A 15,753-nucleotide genomic window follows, 5' to 3' on the forward strand; every position below is an offset into this window, starting at 1 on the left:
CACGCCATGGCCCTCCTATCAAAACTCATTGGTGGCTTGCGCGGCATGCTGGGCAAGCCACAGGCCACGCCCGAGACAGACCCGCAGCTTTGGCTTAACGGTTTGCTGGCCATGCCTGACCCAGACCCGATCCTCCGAAGCATCGGGCAGGCAGAGCGTGTCTACAACGGCATGGTGCGCGAGCCCCACATCCTGGGCGAGATTCGCAGCCTGCGGGGAAACTTCCGCTCCTACAAGTACCGCCTGCTGCCGGGCAATGAGGGCGACGCGGCGAGCCTGCGCGCCCATCAAATCTGCGAAGAGTGGATGCGCAGCACCGCCCCCTGCGGTGTGGACACCAACGGCGTGCAGACCGACTGGATGGAGGTGATGTGGCAGATGGCCAGCTCGGTGCTTTACGGCTACCGCGCCCACGAGGTGGTGCCCGACCTGGTCAACGGCCTGTACCTGCCCACAGCCGTGGTGGATAGGCCCAACCGCCGCTTCACGTTCAAGGCTGATGGTTCACCGCTGCTCATCAGCAAAGGCAGCGGCCTGCAGGGCGAGCCTGTAGACCCATGGCGCTACGTCATCAGCCGCCACATGGCAGACGCCACCAACCCCTACGGCATCGCGATCTTGAGCGCGTGCTTCTGGGCTTGGACGTTCAAGACCGGCGGCTGGAAGTACTTCGTCAAGTACTGCGAAAAGCACGGCCTGCCGTGGCCCGTGGCCCGCTACCCCATGGGCACCTCTGAGGCGGACATCGACAAGCTCGAAGCCGCTATTGCCGAGATGGTGGAGAGCGGCTACGTCGTCACGCAAGAGGGTACGGGCCTAGAGCTGCTGGTGCCCAGTTCCTCTGGCTCTGGCAGCCTGCCGCAGCTTCAGCTTATCCAGCTTGCCAATGCCGAGATCAGCAAAGCGATCAACGGCCAGGCGATGGTCTCCGAGCTGAACGGCGTGGGCGCCCGCGCCGCCAGCGAGACGGCGGCGGAGCGCCAAGCCGCCATCAACGACAGCGACCGCGACACCGCCGCCGCTGGCATGGGCCAAATTTTCAAGTGGATCACCCGCTGGAACATCGGCGACGGCGTCGCACCGCCCACGCTGGAGTTCTTCCGCAACGAGAAGGCGGGCAAAGACCGCGCCGAGACTTACCAGATCGCCGTGGCCATGGGCGCGAACCCCAGCAAGAGCGCACTGCTGGAAGAGCTGGGCATCCCCGAGGCTGAAGACGAGGCCGACCGGCTCACCGCCCCCAAGGCAGCTGCCCCCGCGCTGCCCGCTCAGCCCTCAAAGCCCGCCCCTAAGCAGGGCGAGCCCACACCGCCCACCGAGCTGGAGCTTTCCGGCCTGGCCGGGCTCACCTTTGCCAAAGCGGCAGGCATGACGGAAGAGGAGGCCATCACCCTGGCCACCGAGGCGGCAGACCAGGCGATTGAAACGTCCATGATCGCCCCCGTCGCCCAGATGCTGGCCGACTACGAGGCCCAAGGCAAAACCCTGGCCGAGTTCAAAGCCGCCCTGGAAGACGTGGTGGGCGTCATGGACGACGAGGCCCTGCGCGAGGTGATCGAGCGCGCCTTGCAGTACTCCATCCTCCGTGGCTCGGCCACCAACGCAGCATGAGCACCAAGCCCCGCCTCTACGTCGCAGGCCCCATGAGCGGCCTGCCCGAGCTGAACTTCCCCGCCTTCCACCAAGCCGCCGCCGCCCTGCGCGCCCGGGGCTTTGAAGTGGTCAACCCGGCCGAGATCAACGTCGATCCCGCCGCTGGCTGGCTGGCCTGCATGCGGGCAGACATCGCCCAGCTGATCACCTGTGATGGCCTGGCTATGCTGTCCGGCTGGGAGAAAAGCCGGGGGGCGAAAGTTGAATACGAATTAGCCAGGGGCCTAGGGCTGACAGTTAAGTCCGTTCAGTACTGGATGGCGAAGTAATGGCCGTTGAGCCCTTCGGCCTACGCTTCGACGAGGCCATCCAATACCTGCGCGGCAAGCTGCCCGAGGCCAGCGTGCGCTGGGACGACCTGGCCGGGCCGGTCCACGGCAAGGTGTTTACGGTGGCCGGCGCCACCACGGCCGACCTGGCGCGCGACATTCAAGACGCCCTGGTCAAAGGTCTGGAGAGCGGCCAAACCCTCACCGCGTTTCGCAAGGACTTCGACCGCATCGTCCAAGAGCGGGGCTGGTCTTACAACGGCAAGCGCGGCTGGCGCACGGCGGTGATCTTCGACACCAACATGCGCAGCGCCCACATGGCCGGGCGCTGGGCGCAGCTCCAGGCCAACAAAGAGGCTCGCCCCTTCCTGCAATACCGCACCGCAGGCGACGCCCGCGTCCGCAAGCAGCACCGCCAGTGGGACGGCAAGGTCTACCCTGTCGACGACCCCTTCTGGTCAACCCACTACCCGCCCAACGGCTGGGGCTGCCGCTGCACCGTGCGCGCCTACAGCCAGGCCGAGATGGAGCGCAAGGGCCTGTCCCAGTCCGAGCCCTTCCAGATGCAGACCCGCGACGTGGTCACCCGAGACGGCGAGATCACCGACCGCGTGCCAGTCGGCATCGACCCTGGCTGGGATCACAACGTGGGCAAGAGCTGGATCACGCCCGAGCTGGCGCTCGGCGCCAAGATCGCCCGCCTGCCCAAAGAGCTGCGCGGCCCGGTGACCGACAAAACCGTTTCTCCGGCCTTTCAAACAGCCATTGAAGCCAATTGGAAAGCCTTTCAAAACAGCGGCAAAGCCGCCCAAGGCGACGCCCAAATCCTCGGCTTTCTGGATAGCGCCATGCTCGACGGCCTAGAAACCGTGGCCGCCGTGGAGCTGCGCGGCAGCGCCATCGCCGCCACCGCCGACTTGGCCAACGCCTGGCCCCAAGAACTGACCGACCGCGTGCCTTCGCTGCTGCGCGACTACCGCGCCGTGCTGTGGGACCGCCAAGCCGCCCAGTTGGTGGTGGTGCCCGACGTTGCCCGGCCCGCCCAAGGCCAAGCCCAGGTGATCCGCGTTACCCCCAACGTCAAAACCAAGTACGGCACCGCCGCCGTCGTCACCGCGCTGGAGGCCCACTCCACCGCCGACCTCGCCACCCAGCGCTACCAAGTCATCGCGGGCCGCGCCCCCCGCTGACCCCGGGCCGGCTCCCGCCGGCCCCAATTTCGAGCGCTTCCCAGCGCCGTCTGCATCACTCTCCAGCCCCGCCCCGCCTATTTTTCGACCCAAAACCGAGCTTTTTTCTAACTCCCCCTGGGTCAAAATAAACGTCTGAGCTTCTCCCCCGCTTTTTCCCTAAGTCTTTGATCCGCCGCCGTTTTTAGGCTTTTTTGGGCCGTCTGGTCTTTGGATCAATTCAAACGTCCCCCCCCTTTTGACAGGCGTCGTTGGGTCCTGCGACATCTACATCTCCCCAGGGAGAACTTCTATAAATGGTCGTTTTGCACATTCTGGCACGCTGCTTGCAATGTTGAAGGCAGGCCGGCCCATTGGGGGCAGGCCCCACTGGCAGACAAATCTGCCCTTCAAGACCTTCAGGAGAAGCATCATGACCAAACTGTCCAACACACTCATCGCTGTCGCCGCTCTGCTGGCTTTGAGCACCGCCGCTCAAGCGCAAAGCATTCGCGTCAAGTGCGAGAAGCGCGCCGACCGCTCCACCGCCTCCATCGACGGCACCAACCTGGTTCCCGGCACCTACAGCGCCGTGCTGACGTCGGGGCCCAACACGGCCCAAGCTGCCGCGCGTGCGAGCGTGGGCGACGAGGTCGGTTTTGACTTCTCCAGCCAGCAGCGCGACATCCGCCGTGGTGCCACACCGCTGTCCACCACCTTCATCACGGGCGGCCAAGCCACCGGGACCTTGCTGGATGCAAACGGCCAAGTCGTCGCCACCCAGACAGCACGCTGCCGCGTCCGCTGATCTCAGCAGTTTGAGGGCCGTCAAGGGCTTGCTCCATGCAAGCAGCGCAATGCCCTTGACCGCGCCCCATCCCTTACCATCTGCGCTGATGACAGCACGCCACCGCCCCTTGACGCGCCAGTTTCTGTTGCTGGGTGCTGTGGGCATGGCCTTGTTGGCGGCCGCCTTGGCCCAGGTGCTCACGGGCTTTATGCAAAGCCGACTGCTCGCGCGCGATGCGGCACTCAGCCAAGACTTTGTTCAGAGCGTGGCAGACACCCAGCATGTGGTGCCGACGTTTCGCCGTGGCTCGCTGGAAGGCGACGCTGGATTTCAAGAATTCCTGGCACACATATCGGCCATGCCGGATGTGCTGCGCATCAATGTCTACACCCCGGAGCGGCGTGTGCTGTGGTCCAGCCGACCTGAGCTCACCGGCCGGCAATTCGGCGCCAATCACGAGCTGGATGAGGCGCTCTCCGGGCAACTGGTGGCGCACTGGGCCGAAGATCATCACAACAAAGCCGAACACCTTTTGCTGGCGCCCTCACGCAGCGGCTTTGTAGAGAACTACATTCCCGTGAAAGACAAGGCAGGCGGCCAGGTAGTGGGCGTGATTGAGCTCTACCGCCAGCCGACCGCGCTGACCCAAACCATTGCCGAAGGTGAGCGGCGCTTGTGGCTGGGCGCGGCGCTGGGCGGCACTTTGCTGTTTGGCCTGCTGAGCCTGTTTGTGCTGCGCATCGAACGTGACCTGCGCGCCCAACAGGCCCGCTTGGTCGATGCCGAAGCTCTGGCCATGATGGGTGAGATCGCGGCCTCCGTGGCCCACAGCATTCGCAATCCACTGAGCTCCATCCGCAGCTCGGCTGAGTTGCAGTTGGCCCTGGGCAGCGATGCGCCGATGGCGCCTCAAACCATCATGCGAGAGGCTGACCGGATTGAAGCATTGGTGCGTGCTTTGCTCACGTATGGCAGCGAGCACACCACCAGTCTGGGCCGCTGCGACGTGGCCACGGCGCTGGAAGCCACCGAAGCGCGTTTTGCCACCGACTTGAAAAGCCAAGGCAAGCCCTTTGTCTGCGAATGGCCGGACGACCTGGGTGAGGTGAACCTGGACCCCGTGCTGATGGCCCAGGTCCTGGCCTCCTTGATGAGCAACGCCGCCGAAGCCAGCAGCCCAGGCCAGACCATCACCCTGTACGCGCGGCGCCAGGGTGCACAGGTGCGCATCGTCGTTGCCGACCAAGGCAGCGGCATCGCCAGCCACCACCAAGCCCAGGCGGGCCGTCCCTTCTTCACCACCAAGCCCCAAGGCCTGGGCATGGGCTTGCCCCTGGCTCGCCGCGCTGCCGAGCGTGCGGGAGGCACGCTGCATTTGGAGAGTGCGCCCGGCGCCGGCTGCTCGGCCATCCTGACATTGCCCGTTCGGCCCGCCCAAAACCCAGAGCCCAGCGCCAGTGCGACGCCACTGGCCCCCACGCCATGAGTCATGCGGTTCTGATCATTGACGACGAAGAGACGCTCGCCCGCAATGTCGCGCTCTATCTGGAGCGACAACACTATGAGTGCCGGGTGGCCAGCAGTGCCGAAGAAGGTTTGGGCCTGTTCCAAAGCTTCAGGCCCGATGTGGTGCTGCTTGATCACAACCTGCCGGGCATGAAGGGTCTGCAAGCGCTAGAGCACTTGAGGGCTCTAGACCCGCAGTGCTGCGTGGTGTTGATGACGGGCTACGGCAGCGTGGACCTGGCAGTGCAAGCCTTGAAGTCCGGCGCTGCGGATTACCTGACCAAGCCCGTGGCGCTGGCGGAGATGAAGCTCGTCCTGGAGCGCTTGCTGACCCAAGACCGCCTGCAGCGAACAGTGCGCTATTACGAAGGCCGCGCGGCCGCCAGCAGCGGCTTGGACAAACTGCTGGGCCAGTCTGCTGCGATGCAGGCCTTGAGGGCGCAAGTGGCCTCTCTGCTGGAGGCCGAGCGGAACTTGGCCGATGACCAGGCGCCGGCGGTGTTGATCCGTGGCGAGACGGGCACTGGCAAAGAGTTGGTGGCCAGAGCGCTGCACTTCGACGGCCCGCGCCAAGCCCAGCCCTTTGTGGAGCTCAACTGCGGCGCCCTGCCCGGCTCTTTGATCGAGGCCGAATTGTTTGGCTACGAGCGCGGCGCGTTCACCGGGGCCCAGCAGCGCAAGGTGGGCCTGGTGGAAACCGCCGAAGGCGGCACCCTGTTTTTGGACGAAATCGCTGAGACGGAACCGGGCACGCAGGTCAAGCTGCTGAAGCTGCTGGAAGAGCGGCGCGTGCGGCGCCTGGGTGGCTTGCGCGACCAAGCAGTGCGTGCGCGCATCATCAGCGCCACGCACCAGCCGCTGGAGACCTGGGTCAAAGAAGGCCGGTTTCGCGCTGACCTGTTCTACCGCCTGCGCATTGTGGAGTTGGTGGTGCCACCGCTGCGCGAGCGGGGCGACGATGTGATGCTGCTGGCCCAACGCTTTCTAGACCAGCAAGCCGCCCGTTATCGCCGTGAAGGCTTGTGCTTTGACGCCGGCGCGCAAGACGCGCTGTTGCGCCACCACTGGCCCGGCAATGTGCGCGAGCTGCGCAACACCATCGAGCAAGCCGTGCTGATGGCCCGCGGCGAGCGGGTGACTGCCGCCGACCTGGGCCGCAGCGCTGGCAGCAGCACAGCGCCACAGGCCGGGCCTGCAGCAACGCCCTCCACAGAGGAAGACCTCAATCTGGGCCGCACAGAGCGGCGCTTGATCCAGACGGCCCTGGCCCGCACCGAGGGCAATGTCACCCACGCAGCGCGGCTGCTGGGCATCTCACGCGATACGCTCAGATATCGCCTGGAGCGTTTGGGGCTGGGCGAGGCTCACTGAGCCTGCTGCACGGCGGCAAGCTGGGTCAGCATCTCGCGCACCATGGCTTGCAAGTCAAAGCGCTGAGCCCAGCGCCAGTCGCGCTGCGCGGCGCTGTCATCAATCGAGCGCGGCCAGGAATCCGCAATCGCTTGGCGGAAGTCCGGTGCGTAGTCGATCTGGAAGCCAGGCAGTTCCGCAGCAATGGCCTCAGCGATCTGCGCAGGCGTGAAGCTGATGCCCGCCAGGTTGTAGGAGGTCCGCTCCTGGATGGCATCGGCCGGCGCGTCCATCAGCTCCAGCGTGGCTCGGATCGCATCGTCCATGTACATCATGGGCAGTGCCGTCTCGGGCCCGAGGAAGCTGGTGTAGCGGCGTTCTTTGAGGGCCGCGTGAAAGATCTCCACCGCATAGTCCGTGGTGCCGCCGCCGGGGGGCGTCTTCCAGCTGATCAAGCCGGGATAGCGGATGGAGCGCACATCCACGCCATGCATGCGGTGGTACCAGGCGCACCAGCCCTCGCCCGCCAGCTTGGAGATGCCGTAGACCGTGGTCGGCTCCATGATGGTTTTTTGCGGGGTGAAGTCGCGTGGCGTGGTCGGGCCAAAGGCCGCGATGGAGCTGGGCCAGAACACGCGCTCCAGCTTGTGGGTGCGGGCCACTTCCAACACATTGAGCAGGCCCTTCATGTTCAGGTCCCAAGCCCACATCGGGTGCTGCTCGCCTCGTGCTGACAAGGCTGCAGCCAGGTGATAGACCTGGGTGATGCTGTGGCGCTCGACCACGGCGGTCAGCGCCGCGATGTCGGTCACATCCAAGGTCTCGTGCTGCAGGGTGGGCACGCGGCCCTTGGGCGACACGTCGCTGGTGATCACAGCTTGTGGGCCCAAGCGCTGCGCCAGGGTTTCGGCTAGTTCCGTGCCAATTTGGCCGTTGGCACCAATGATGAGAATGCGCGGGGTGCTCATGGGGGCGCTCCTTACTGAATCAAGCCCAGCTCGCGACCGGCCTGGGTAAAGGCCGCCACGGCTTGCTCCAGGTGCTGGCGATCATGCGCAGCGCTCATCTGGCAGCGGATGCGGGCCTGGCCCTTGGGCACCACGGGGAAGAAGAAGCCGACGGCATAAACACCCAACTCCAAGAGGCGAGCGCTGAGCTGCTGTGCCTTGACCGCGTCATAGACCATGATGGGCACGATGGGATGATCACCGGGCTTGATCTCGAAGCCCGCGGCTTGAATCGCCTCACGGAAGTAGCGGGTGTTGTCTTCGAGCTTGTCGCGCAAGGCGGTGGAGCCTTCCAGCAGGTCGAGCACGGCGATGGATGCGCCCACGATGCTGGGGGCCACGGTGTTGGAGAAGAGATAGGGGCGCGAGCGCTGGCGCAGCAGCTCGATCACCTCTTTGCGGCCCGCCGTGAAGCCGCCCGACGCACCGCCCAGGGCTTTGCCCAATGTGCCAGTGATGATGTCAATCTTGCCGAACACACCCCGGTGCTCATGCGTGCCCCGGCCGGTTTGGCCCATAAAGCCCGAGGCGTGGCATTCATCAATGCCGAGCAATGCGCCATAGCGGTCACACAGCGCTCGGATCTTGTCCAACTGTGCCACTGTGCCGTCCATCGAGAACACGCCGTCGGTAAACACCAGCTTGAAGCGCGCCCCCTTGGCGTCGGCTTCTTGCAAGCAGCGCTCCAGATCAGCCAAGTTGTTGTGGCTGTAGCGCCAGCGTTGAGCTTTGCACAGGCGAATGCCGTCGATGATGGAGGCGTGGTTCAACTCGTCGCTGATGATGGCATCGGCTTCGCCCAGCAGGGGCTCGAAGAGGCCGCCGTTGGCGTCAAAGGCGGCGGCATACAAGATGCTGTCCTCGGTGCCCAGAAAACGCGCCAAGCGGGCCTCCAAGCGCTTGTGAAGGTCTTGTGTGCCGCAAATGAAGCGCACCGAGCTGAGCCCATAACCATGGGTGCGCAGCGCCTCATGGGCGGCCTCAATCACGGTCGGATGGCTGGACAAGCCCAAGTAGTTGTTGGCACACAGGTTGATGACTTGGCGGCCATCGGCAGTGCGCACCACCGCGCCCTGCGGCGTGGCGATGATGCGCTCGCCCTTAAAGAGACCTGCATCCTTCAAGCCTTGCAACTCGGCTTGGATGTGGGTCAGAAAGTCGGTAGGTGTGCTCATGATGCGGCGCGGCTCTAGGTTGTGAGATGATCGCGCCATTGGACGCGTTCATTAGAAATGCGTTTGTTCGATATATCGAACACGTGCGCAGTATTACGAACAAGCTGTTGGCCGTCAAGCCCTTGTCCCCACTTTTTGCCCTCCTTGAGGTGATCCGCCCAAGGCTCTGCCATGAACCTGCCCCGCCCTGCCCCTGCCGAGCCACCCAAAGTCGGCCAGACCCTCGCGGGCCTGCGCCAAGCCAAAGCGCTGTCGCTGGATGAACTCTCGCGCCAAGCGGGTGTCTCTAAATCCATGCTCTCGCAGATCGAACGCAATCAAGCCAACCCAACCGTCGCGGTGGTTTGGCGCTTGGCGAATGCCTTGGGTGTGTCGATGGCCGACCTGTTGGGCGGCGACAAGCCCCCAGCACCGCCTGTCACCACGGTGGCCGCCCATGCCACGCCCTCCTTGCGCAGCCCGGACGGCCTGTGTGAGCTTCGGATCTTGGGGCCTATTGAGCTGGCAGGCGTGTTCGAGTGGTACGAGCTCGTGATTCAGGCCCAAGGCGCTTTGGCCTCGGACGCTCACGAGCCGGGCTCCCGGGAACACCTCACGGTGCTCGAGGGTGAAATGCAAGTCAGCACAGGCGGGGTCGACAGCCTGCTCGCCCCCGGTGACACCGCACGCTATGCGGTCGATCAGCCGCATGTGATCCGCAATCTGAGCACCGCACCGGCCCGCGGGCTGCTGGTGGTGTTGCACCCCGCCTGAGCGGCACTCGCCCTCAGTGGCGCAGCAGGTCCGCCAGCACCATACGGTCCAAACCAGCCCGCGAGCGGAAGGTCAGCAGTTCATCCTGTGGTGCCAGAAGCATGCTGTTGATCAAGGGCGCCGCCACCGTGTGCTCGGGCTCAGCCAGTAGCACATAGCGCTGGCCCCCGTCCTCGTCGAGCCGTGCCACCCAATCCAGGCCCATGAGCTCTTCGACCACCGGCTCCAGTTGGATAGGCTCAATGCGAAGCTGGGTGGCCAAATGCGCCATATCGAGGCCTCGCACACTCGCTGTACGGGCTTGGTTGAGGGCAGCCAAGACTTTGAGTGCAAGCGCAAAGCGCAAGCCCGGCGTGTCGCCCAAACGGACGACGCGCATCTGGAGGCTGGGCGCATACGCCGCCACCACCGCCCCTAGCAGCACGATCACCCAACTCAAGTACAACCACAGCAAAAAGATGGGCACGATGGCGAACGCGCCATAGATGGTGGAAAAGGAGCCAACGGAGCTGACATACCAGCTCAGTGCACGCTTGGCCAATTCAAAGCCCACCGACACAAAGATGCCGCCGGCAATGGCATGGCGCCAACGCACATGGGTGTTGGGGACATAGTGAAACAGGCCCGACATGGTCACCGCCAACAAGACGAACTCCACCACATCAAACAACAAGCGTGTGCCCCCAGCCATGTTGCCGACAAAGCCTTTGGAGGCCGACACAGCATAGGAGGTGAGGCTCAGACTGACCCCCAGCACCAAGGGCCCCAGCGTGGCAGCAGCCCAGTACACCAGGACCCGCTGCGCCAGTGGGCGAGGCTTGCGCACGCGCCAAATGCCATTGAGCGTGCGGTCAATGGTCAACATCAGGGCCAGCGCACTGACCACCAAGAACACCAGCCCGGCGGTGCCCAGCTTATGGGCTTTGCTAGAGAACTGTGTGAGCGCGCCCAACACCGGCTTGGCGATGCCGTCCGGCACCAAGCTTTGCAAAAAGTACTTCTGCAGCGAGTCTTGGAAGTTGGCGAACATGGGGAACGCCGTGAACACGGCCAGCATCACCGTGAGCAAGGGCACCAGGGCAATCAGGGTGGTGAAGGTCAAGCTGCCCGCAGTCAGCCCCAAGCGATCTTCTCGGAACCGCAGGCGCAAGGTCTTGACGGTGTCAAACCAAGGCCAGTTTCTGAGGGTCTCTAGGGCTTCAGCCAAACGCTGGCGTCCATCGCCGCGCCAGTCTCTTGTGGTGCTCATGGCGGCTATCATGCCAAAGATGTTGTCAGATTCTTCCGTCGTCGATGCTTCCGCTGAGGGCTCGCACCCTCCTCAACGCCCCAGCGCCAAGGTGCGCTGGACGCGAACGGTGGCCCTTTCCGCCGTTGTCGCCTTGATCTGCCTGGGCTTGGCCTGGGAGCTTTGGCTCGCACCCACCGGCCGTGGCACCTTGGCCATCAAGGTCATCCCTTTGTTTTTCCCGCTGGTGGGGCTGTGGCGCTATCGCCTCTACACCTATCGCTGGCTCAGCCTTTTGGTCTGGGTGTATTGCGGCGAAGGCTTGGTGCGTGCGACCAGCGAGACCGGGCTGTCCCAGATTTTGGCCATGATTGAGGTGGCCTTGTGTGTGGTCCTGTTTGCGGCCTGTGCGGCCCAGGTGCGGTGGCGCCTGGCACAGGGGCAAGTCACTGAATCGCCACCCTCCTCCGCGCCTTGATGTCCCGCTTTCACGAACTGCTCGCAGAGCTTAGCACCCTGTTGGGCGCCACCCAGGTGCTCACCGACCAAGATCTCAGCGCTTGGGAGTGGGATTGGCGCAAGCGCTATCGAGGCCGCGCACTGGCGGTGGTTCGCCCAGCCTCTACTCAGGAGGTTGCCGCTGTCGTCAAGGCCTGCGCTCAGCATGGCGTCGCCGTGGTGCCGCAAGGCGGCAATACGGGGCTGGTGGGCGGAGGTGTGCCGGATGAGTCGGGCCAGCAAGTGGTCCTGAGCCTGAGCAGAATGCGGAAGGTCCGCGCCTTGGATACCGCCAACCTCACGATGACCGTGGATGCCGGCGTGATCTTGGCGCAGGCGCAAGCCGCAGCCGCCGAGGCGGGCCTGCTGTTTCCGCTGAGCTTGGCGGCAGAGGGCTCGTGCACCATCGGCGGCAACCTAGCGACTAACGCCGGAGGAACTCAGGTATTGCGTTACGGCAATGCACGGGAGTTGTGCTTGGGCCTGGAGGTCGTCACCGCCCAAGGCGAGGTCTGGGAGGGATTGAGTGGACTGCGCAAGGACAACACCGGCTACGACCTGCGCGACCTGTTCGTAGGCAGTGAAGGCACTCTGGGCGTGATCACGGGTGCGACCCTCAAGCTCTTCCCTGCCCCAGCGGCCAAGGTCACGGCGCTGGCGGCCTGCCAAACGATTGATCAGACCGTTGCCCTGCTGCATCGCGCCCGGCAGCACTTAGATGCCCAACTGACGGGCTTTGAGATCATGGCTGAAGCGGCTTTGCAACTGGTGGCTCAACACTTCCCCGCTCTGAGCCAGCCCCTGCCACCTGCGCCGTGGTGCGTGCTGCTGGAGGCTTCTGGGTCTGAGGCTGCCTGCCGTTTGGCAATGGAACAGGTCTTGGAGTCTGCACTCGAGGCCGAGGAGATTCATGATGCCGCCCTGGCGGACAGCCTGGGTCACGCCAAAGCCATGTGGCATTTGCGCGAGTCCATCCCACTGGCACAAAGCCAAGATGGGCTGAACATCAAGCACGATGTGTCTTTGCCGGTGTCGGCCATCCCGGCGTTCGTGCGGTCCATGGGTCAGCGCCTGTCCGATGCGCTGCCGGGTGTGCGCTTGATCACCTTTGGGCATTTGGGGGACGGCAATTTGCACTACAACGTGCAGGCCCCCGTGGGCCAAGAGGCCGCGGCATTTCTGGCGCAGCATGAGGCCCCCATCAACGCTTGGGTTTATGACGAGATCATGCAACTCGGCGGGTCGTTTTCAGCCGAACATGGCATTGGTGCCTTGAAGCGTGAAGACTTAGCCACGCGCAAGTCGGCGGTGGCCGTGGACATGATGCGCGCCATCAAGCGGGCGTTGGACCCGCATGGCATCCTCAATCCGGGCAAGATGCTTTGACCTCCACGCCGCGCCACCAAACGCGGTTGCAAAGCAAGGCCGCAGACGCGCTGGGCCTGACACACCTCAGTGGGTCGGCCCGGTAAGGCTTTTGGGTGTAGGGAGCGCCACCACCTCAATCCCCTCCTCAGCCAGTTCGGCCCGCTCTTGCGCGCTGGCTTGGCCGCGAATGTTGCGGGCGGCCGCTTCCCCGTAGTGGATGCGGCGTGCCTCCTCAGGAAAACGAGTCCCCACATCTTCTGTATTGGCCATCACGGCCTTCACGGCCTGCAGCAGTCCGCCCTGCAGCGCCGCCAAGGCCTTGGCATGGTCATGCTGCGCTTGGGACACTGGGGCTTCAACGGGCGCGGAGACCTCGGGCCCTGCGGCTGCGCCCAAATTGAGCCTGGGGGCACTGGGCAAGCGAGTCACCTGCGTGTCCTCACACAGCGGGCAACTCAGCAGTCCGCGTTCTGTCTGAGACTGATAGTCGGCTTCCGAGCCAAACCACCCTTCAAAAGCGTGGCCATGCGCGCAGCAGAGGTTGAAGACTTTCATGCGCCAACCTTAACCCTGCGGCGCCTCAGTCACAGCCATCCAGTTCAGAGGCCATTGGCCACTCTGGGACTTTTGCAGCCACATCAGCGCGATCAGCGACTTGGCGTCGGTCAGCGCGCCCTCATAGGCGGCTGCATCCAGGGCCGCAGTCTCCATGGCCAAAACTTCGATGAACTCCCCTTCGTCCAAGCTGCGCTGGCCAAGGTAGAGGTCGCGGGCAAACCAAATCTCGATGAACTCTGTGGAGTACGCCACGGTGGGGTGCAACACGCCCGCACGCGCCCATTGCCGGGCTCTATAGCCGGTTTCCTCGGCCAATTCGCGCATCGCGCAGCGCTGTCCGGTCTCACCAGCGTCTAGCTTGCCGGCCGGGAACTCTAAGATGACCTGCTGCAAAGGATAGCGATACTGCCGCTCCACGATGACCCGACCATCGTCCAGGATGGGCACAACCATCACGGCCCCCGGGTGGACCACATACTCTCGCGTGGCCTGGCCACCATCAGGCAGCCCAATGGTGTCTCGGCGGACATCCAAAAAGTTGCCCCGCACCAGTTGCTCTGAACTGAGACGGGTTTCGACCAAGTGAGCGTCAGACATCAGCGCGCGGCTGCTTGCGGAGATAACGCCAAATGAAGCCCGGGAAGGCCAGGGTCACAAACAGGCACACGAACGCTGCGTAAAACTCCCAGCGCTGCGGGGCGATTTGACCCAAGCTCGATTCCAGCAAGCTGCCCGCCAGGAGCGTGAGCCCACCAAAAAGCACCAACTCAAGCAAACGCCACGCGAAAGACTTGGGCGCTCTTTTGGGGCCCACCAGCAAAACGCGCTCGTTGGCAAAGGGCAAGTTGGCGGCCAAGACCGCCAACACCAACACCACCCAAACCGCTGTGGCAGAGGTCATGATCGGCGGTGGCTCAGCTGGCCAGGGCCGCGACGATGGTCTGGCGGCACAGTGCCATCAAGCCTTCGGGCATCAAGCCCAGCCCCAGAGCAGCCAAGCCATTGGCCGCCAGCAAGATGCCAACAGGGCCTTGTGCGGGCACGGGTGCCGCGTCTTTGGGCTCGTCAAAGTACATGACCTTGACCACACGCAGGTAGTAGAAGGCACCGATCAAGGACAGCATCACCGCCGCGATGGCCAAACCGATGTACAGCGCTTCGTTCGTGCTGACCAGGGCTTGCAGGATCGCAAACTTGGCATAGAAGCCCACCATCGGGGGCACCCCTGCCAAAGAGAACATGAAGATGGTCATCACGCCCGCCAGCCAGGGATTGCGCTTGGCCAAGCCAGCGAGGTCCGACACCTCATCGCTCTCGAAGCCCTGGCGGGACATGAACATGATCAGGCCGAAGGTGCCCAGCGTGGTCAACACATAGGTGATCACATAGAACATCGCCGAGCTGTAGCCGTTAGCGGCATTCAGCGTGTTGTGTGCCACCACCGTGGGCGTGAAGCCCAGCAGCATGAAACCCAGCTGCGCAATACCCGAGTAGGCCAACATGCGCTTGAGGTTGGTCTGGGCAATCGCGGCCAAGTTGCCGACCGCCATGGAGCAGACGGCCAAGAACATGAACATCTGTTGCCAATCGTGGGCGACGCCGCTGAGGCCTTCGACCAAAATGCGAATCGTCACCGCGAAGGCCGCCAACTTGGGGAAGCCACCGATCATCAAGGTGATGGCCGTCGGCGCACCTTGATAGACGTCTGGCACCCACATGTGGAAGGGCACCACGCCCAGCTTGAATGCCAAGCCAGCCACGATGAACACCACACCAAAGGTGAGCACGGTGGGATTGATCTTGCCGGTCTGAATGGCATTGAAGACTTCGGGGAGATCCAGTGAGCTGGTGGCACCGTACATCATGGACATGCCATAGAGCAGGAAGCCGCTGGCCAACGCGCCCAGCACGAAATACTTCATCGCGGCTTCAGTCGCCACCGCATGATCGCGGCGCAGGGCCACGAGTGCGTAGAGCGACAGGCTCATCAACTCCAAGCCGACATAGATGACCAAGAAGTTGTTGGCCGAGATCATCACCGACACGCCCAGCAAAGCCAGCAGCGTCAAGACGTACAACTCGCCTTTGGACAGTTCACGGCTGCCGATGTAGGGCTGGGCATAGGCCAAAGTGATCATCACGGCCACACCGGCCGCCACCGCCAGCAAATGCCCCATGGGGTCAGACACCATCAGGCCCTGCAGGGCGTTGACGGAAGCCGCCGCACCCGTAGCCAAGCCGTTGCTCAGAAGGTTGGCATGCATCAGGGTGAAAACCGCCACGGATGCTTGCGACAGCCAGAAGGTCACGCGACGGCGTTCGTCCATGACCCACAGGTCTGCCAGCGCGATGACGCAGGCAGCCACGAGCAGAAAAATCTCAGGTGCGGCGACGAGCCAGTTCAATTCATTCATAGTGCTTTCCCGGCC

At 63.8% G+C, this 15,753-nt stretch carries 16 protein-coding genes; 9 read left to right on the forward strand and 7 right to left on the reverse strand.

Annotation, left to right across the window (positions count from 1 at the left end):
• The first annotated feature begins 6 nt into the window (after positions 1–6).
• The 6 genes from KAK11_RS15515 (at position 7) to KAK11_RS15540 (ending at position 6,758) form a co-directional block, all read left to right on the forward strand.
• Entirely contained in the window at positions 7–1,611 is a 1,605-nt protein-coding gene (locus KAK11_RS15515) for a phage portal protein family protein (RefSeq protein WP_210810136.1), read from the forward strand.
• The gene (locus tag KAK11_RS15520) at positions 1,608–1,922 is read left to right on the forward strand and encodes a DUF4406 domain-containing protein (protein WP_210810137.1); all 315 of its coding nucleotides are present in this window, start codon (positions 1,608–1,610) and stop codon (positions 1,920–1,922) included. The genes KAK11_RS15515 and KAK11_RS15520 overlap by 4 nt, the downstream gene beginning before the upstream one ends.
• The gene (locus tag KAK11_RS15525; protein ID WP_210810138.1) at positions 1,922–3,112 is read left to right on the forward strand and encodes a phage head morphogenesis protein; all 1,191 of its coding nucleotides are present in this window, start codon (positions 1,922–1,924) and stop codon (positions 3,110–3,112) included. Before KAK11_RS15520 ends, KAK11_RS15525 begins: the two co-directional genes overlap by 1 nt.
• 412 nt (positions 3,113–3,524) lie before the next feature.
• Positions 3,525–3,899 (forward strand): hypothetical protein, encoded by a 375-nt coding sequence (locus KAK11_RS15530; protein WP_210810140.1) that lies wholly within the window; start codon positions 3,525–3,527, stop codon positions 3,897–3,899.
• Positions 3,900–3,987: 88 nt separating this feature from the next.
• On the forward strand, positions 3,988–5,367 hold the full coding sequence (locus tag KAK11_RS15535; RefSeq protein WP_210810141.1) for a sensor histidine kinase: 1,380 nt from the start codon (positions 3,988–3,990) through the stop codon (positions 5,365–5,367).
• Positions 5,364–6,758, forward strand: coding sequence for a sigma-54-dependent transcriptional regulator (locus KAK11_RS15540; RefSeq protein ID WP_210810142.1), 1,395 nt, complete (start codon positions 5,364–5,366; stop codon positions 6,756–6,758). Before KAK11_RS15535 ends, KAK11_RS15540 begins: the two co-directional genes overlap by 4 nt.
• Here KAK11_RS15540 and KAK11_RS15545 read toward each other — a convergent pair.
• Both KAK11_RS15545 and kbl read right to left on the reverse strand, forming a co-directional pair.
• Positions 6,752–7,705 carry an NAD-dependent epimerase/dehydratase family protein gene (locus KAK11_RS15545; RefSeq protein ID WP_210810143.1) on the reverse strand — a complete coding sequence of 318 codons (954 nt, stop codon included), beginning with the start codon at positions 7,703–7,705 and terminating at the stop codon, positions 6,752–6,754. The genes KAK11_RS15540 and KAK11_RS15545 overlap by 7 nt on opposite strands.
• 11 nt (positions 7,706–7,716) lie before the next feature.
• A complete protein-coding gene (gene kbl, locus KAK11_RS15550) occupies positions 7,717–8,919 on the reverse strand; it encodes a glycine C-acetyltransferase (RefSeq protein WP_210810145.1) in 1,203 nt (400 codons plus the stop codon).
• Between the two features lie 171 nt (positions 8,920–9,090).
• On the opposite strand from kbl, the gene KAK11_RS15555 reads away from it, so the two are divergent.
• A complete protein-coding gene (locus tag KAK11_RS15555) occupies positions 9,091–9,672 on the forward strand; it encodes a helix-turn-helix domain-containing protein (protein WP_210810146.1) in 582 nt (193 codons plus the stop codon).
• Positions 9,673–9,685: 13 nt separating this feature from the next.
• On the opposite strand, the gene KAK11_RS15560 is transcribed toward KAK11_RS15555, so the two are convergent.
• Complete coding sequence (locus KAK11_RS15560) at positions 9,686–10,921, reverse strand: YihY family inner membrane protein (protein WP_210810147.1); 1,236 nt, start codon at positions 10,919–10,921, stop codon at positions 9,686–9,688.
• Positions 10,922–10,931: 10 nt separating this feature from the next.
• Here KAK11_RS15560 and KAK11_RS15565 point away from each other — a divergent pair, with 10 nt between their 5' ends.
• Positions 10,932–11,378 (forward strand): DUF2069 domain-containing protein, encoded by a 447-nt coding sequence (locus KAK11_RS15565; RefSeq protein ID WP_375140691.1) that lies wholly within the window; start codon positions 10,932–10,934, stop codon positions 11,376–11,378.
• Positions 11,378–12,784 carry an FAD-binding oxidoreductase gene (locus KAK11_RS15570; protein ID WP_210810148.1) on the forward strand — a complete coding sequence of 469 codons (1,407 nt, stop codon included), beginning with the start codon at positions 11,378–11,380 and terminating at the stop codon, positions 12,782–12,784. Before KAK11_RS15565 ends, KAK11_RS15570 begins: the two co-directional genes overlap by 1 nt.
• Positions 12,785–12,850: 66 nt before the next feature.
• On the opposite strand, the gene KAK11_RS15575 is transcribed toward KAK11_RS15570, so the two are convergent.
• Genes KAK11_RS15575 through nuoN form a run of 4 tightly spaced genes read right to left on the reverse strand, consistent with a single transcriptional unit; the run spans position 12,851 to position 15,738 of the window.
• Positions 12,851–13,321 carry a DUF1178 family protein gene (locus KAK11_RS15575; protein WP_210810149.1) on the reverse strand — a complete coding sequence of 157 codons (471 nt, stop codon included), beginning with the start codon at positions 13,319–13,321 and terminating at the stop codon, positions 12,851–12,853.
• Positions 13,322–13,330: 9 nt separating this feature from the next.
• On the reverse strand, positions 13,331–13,921 hold the full coding sequence (locus KAK11_RS15580) for an NUDIX domain-containing protein (protein WP_210810150.1): 591 nt from the start codon (positions 13,919–13,921) through the stop codon (positions 13,331–13,333).
• Positions 13,914–14,225 (reverse strand): DUF2818 family protein, encoded by a 312-nt coding sequence (locus KAK11_RS15585; protein ID WP_210810151.1) that lies wholly within the window; start codon positions 14,223–14,225, stop codon positions 13,914–13,916. Before KAK11_RS15585 ends, KAK11_RS15580 begins: the two co-directional genes overlap by 8 nt.
• 13 nt (positions 14,226–14,238) lie before the next feature.
• Complete coding sequence (gene nuoN / locus KAK11_RS15590) at positions 14,239–15,738, reverse strand: NADH-quinone oxidoreductase subunit NuoN (protein WP_210810152.1); 1,500 nt, start codon at positions 15,736–15,738, stop codon at positions 14,239–14,241.
• Between the last annotated feature and the right edge of the window lie 15 nt (positions 15,739–15,753).

It is taken from the genome of Ideonella paludis (assembly GCF_018069865.1).
Taxonomy (GTDB): domain Bacteria; phylum Pseudomonadota; class Gammaproteobacteria; order Burkholderiales; family Burkholderiaceae_C; genus Ideonella; species Ideonella paludis.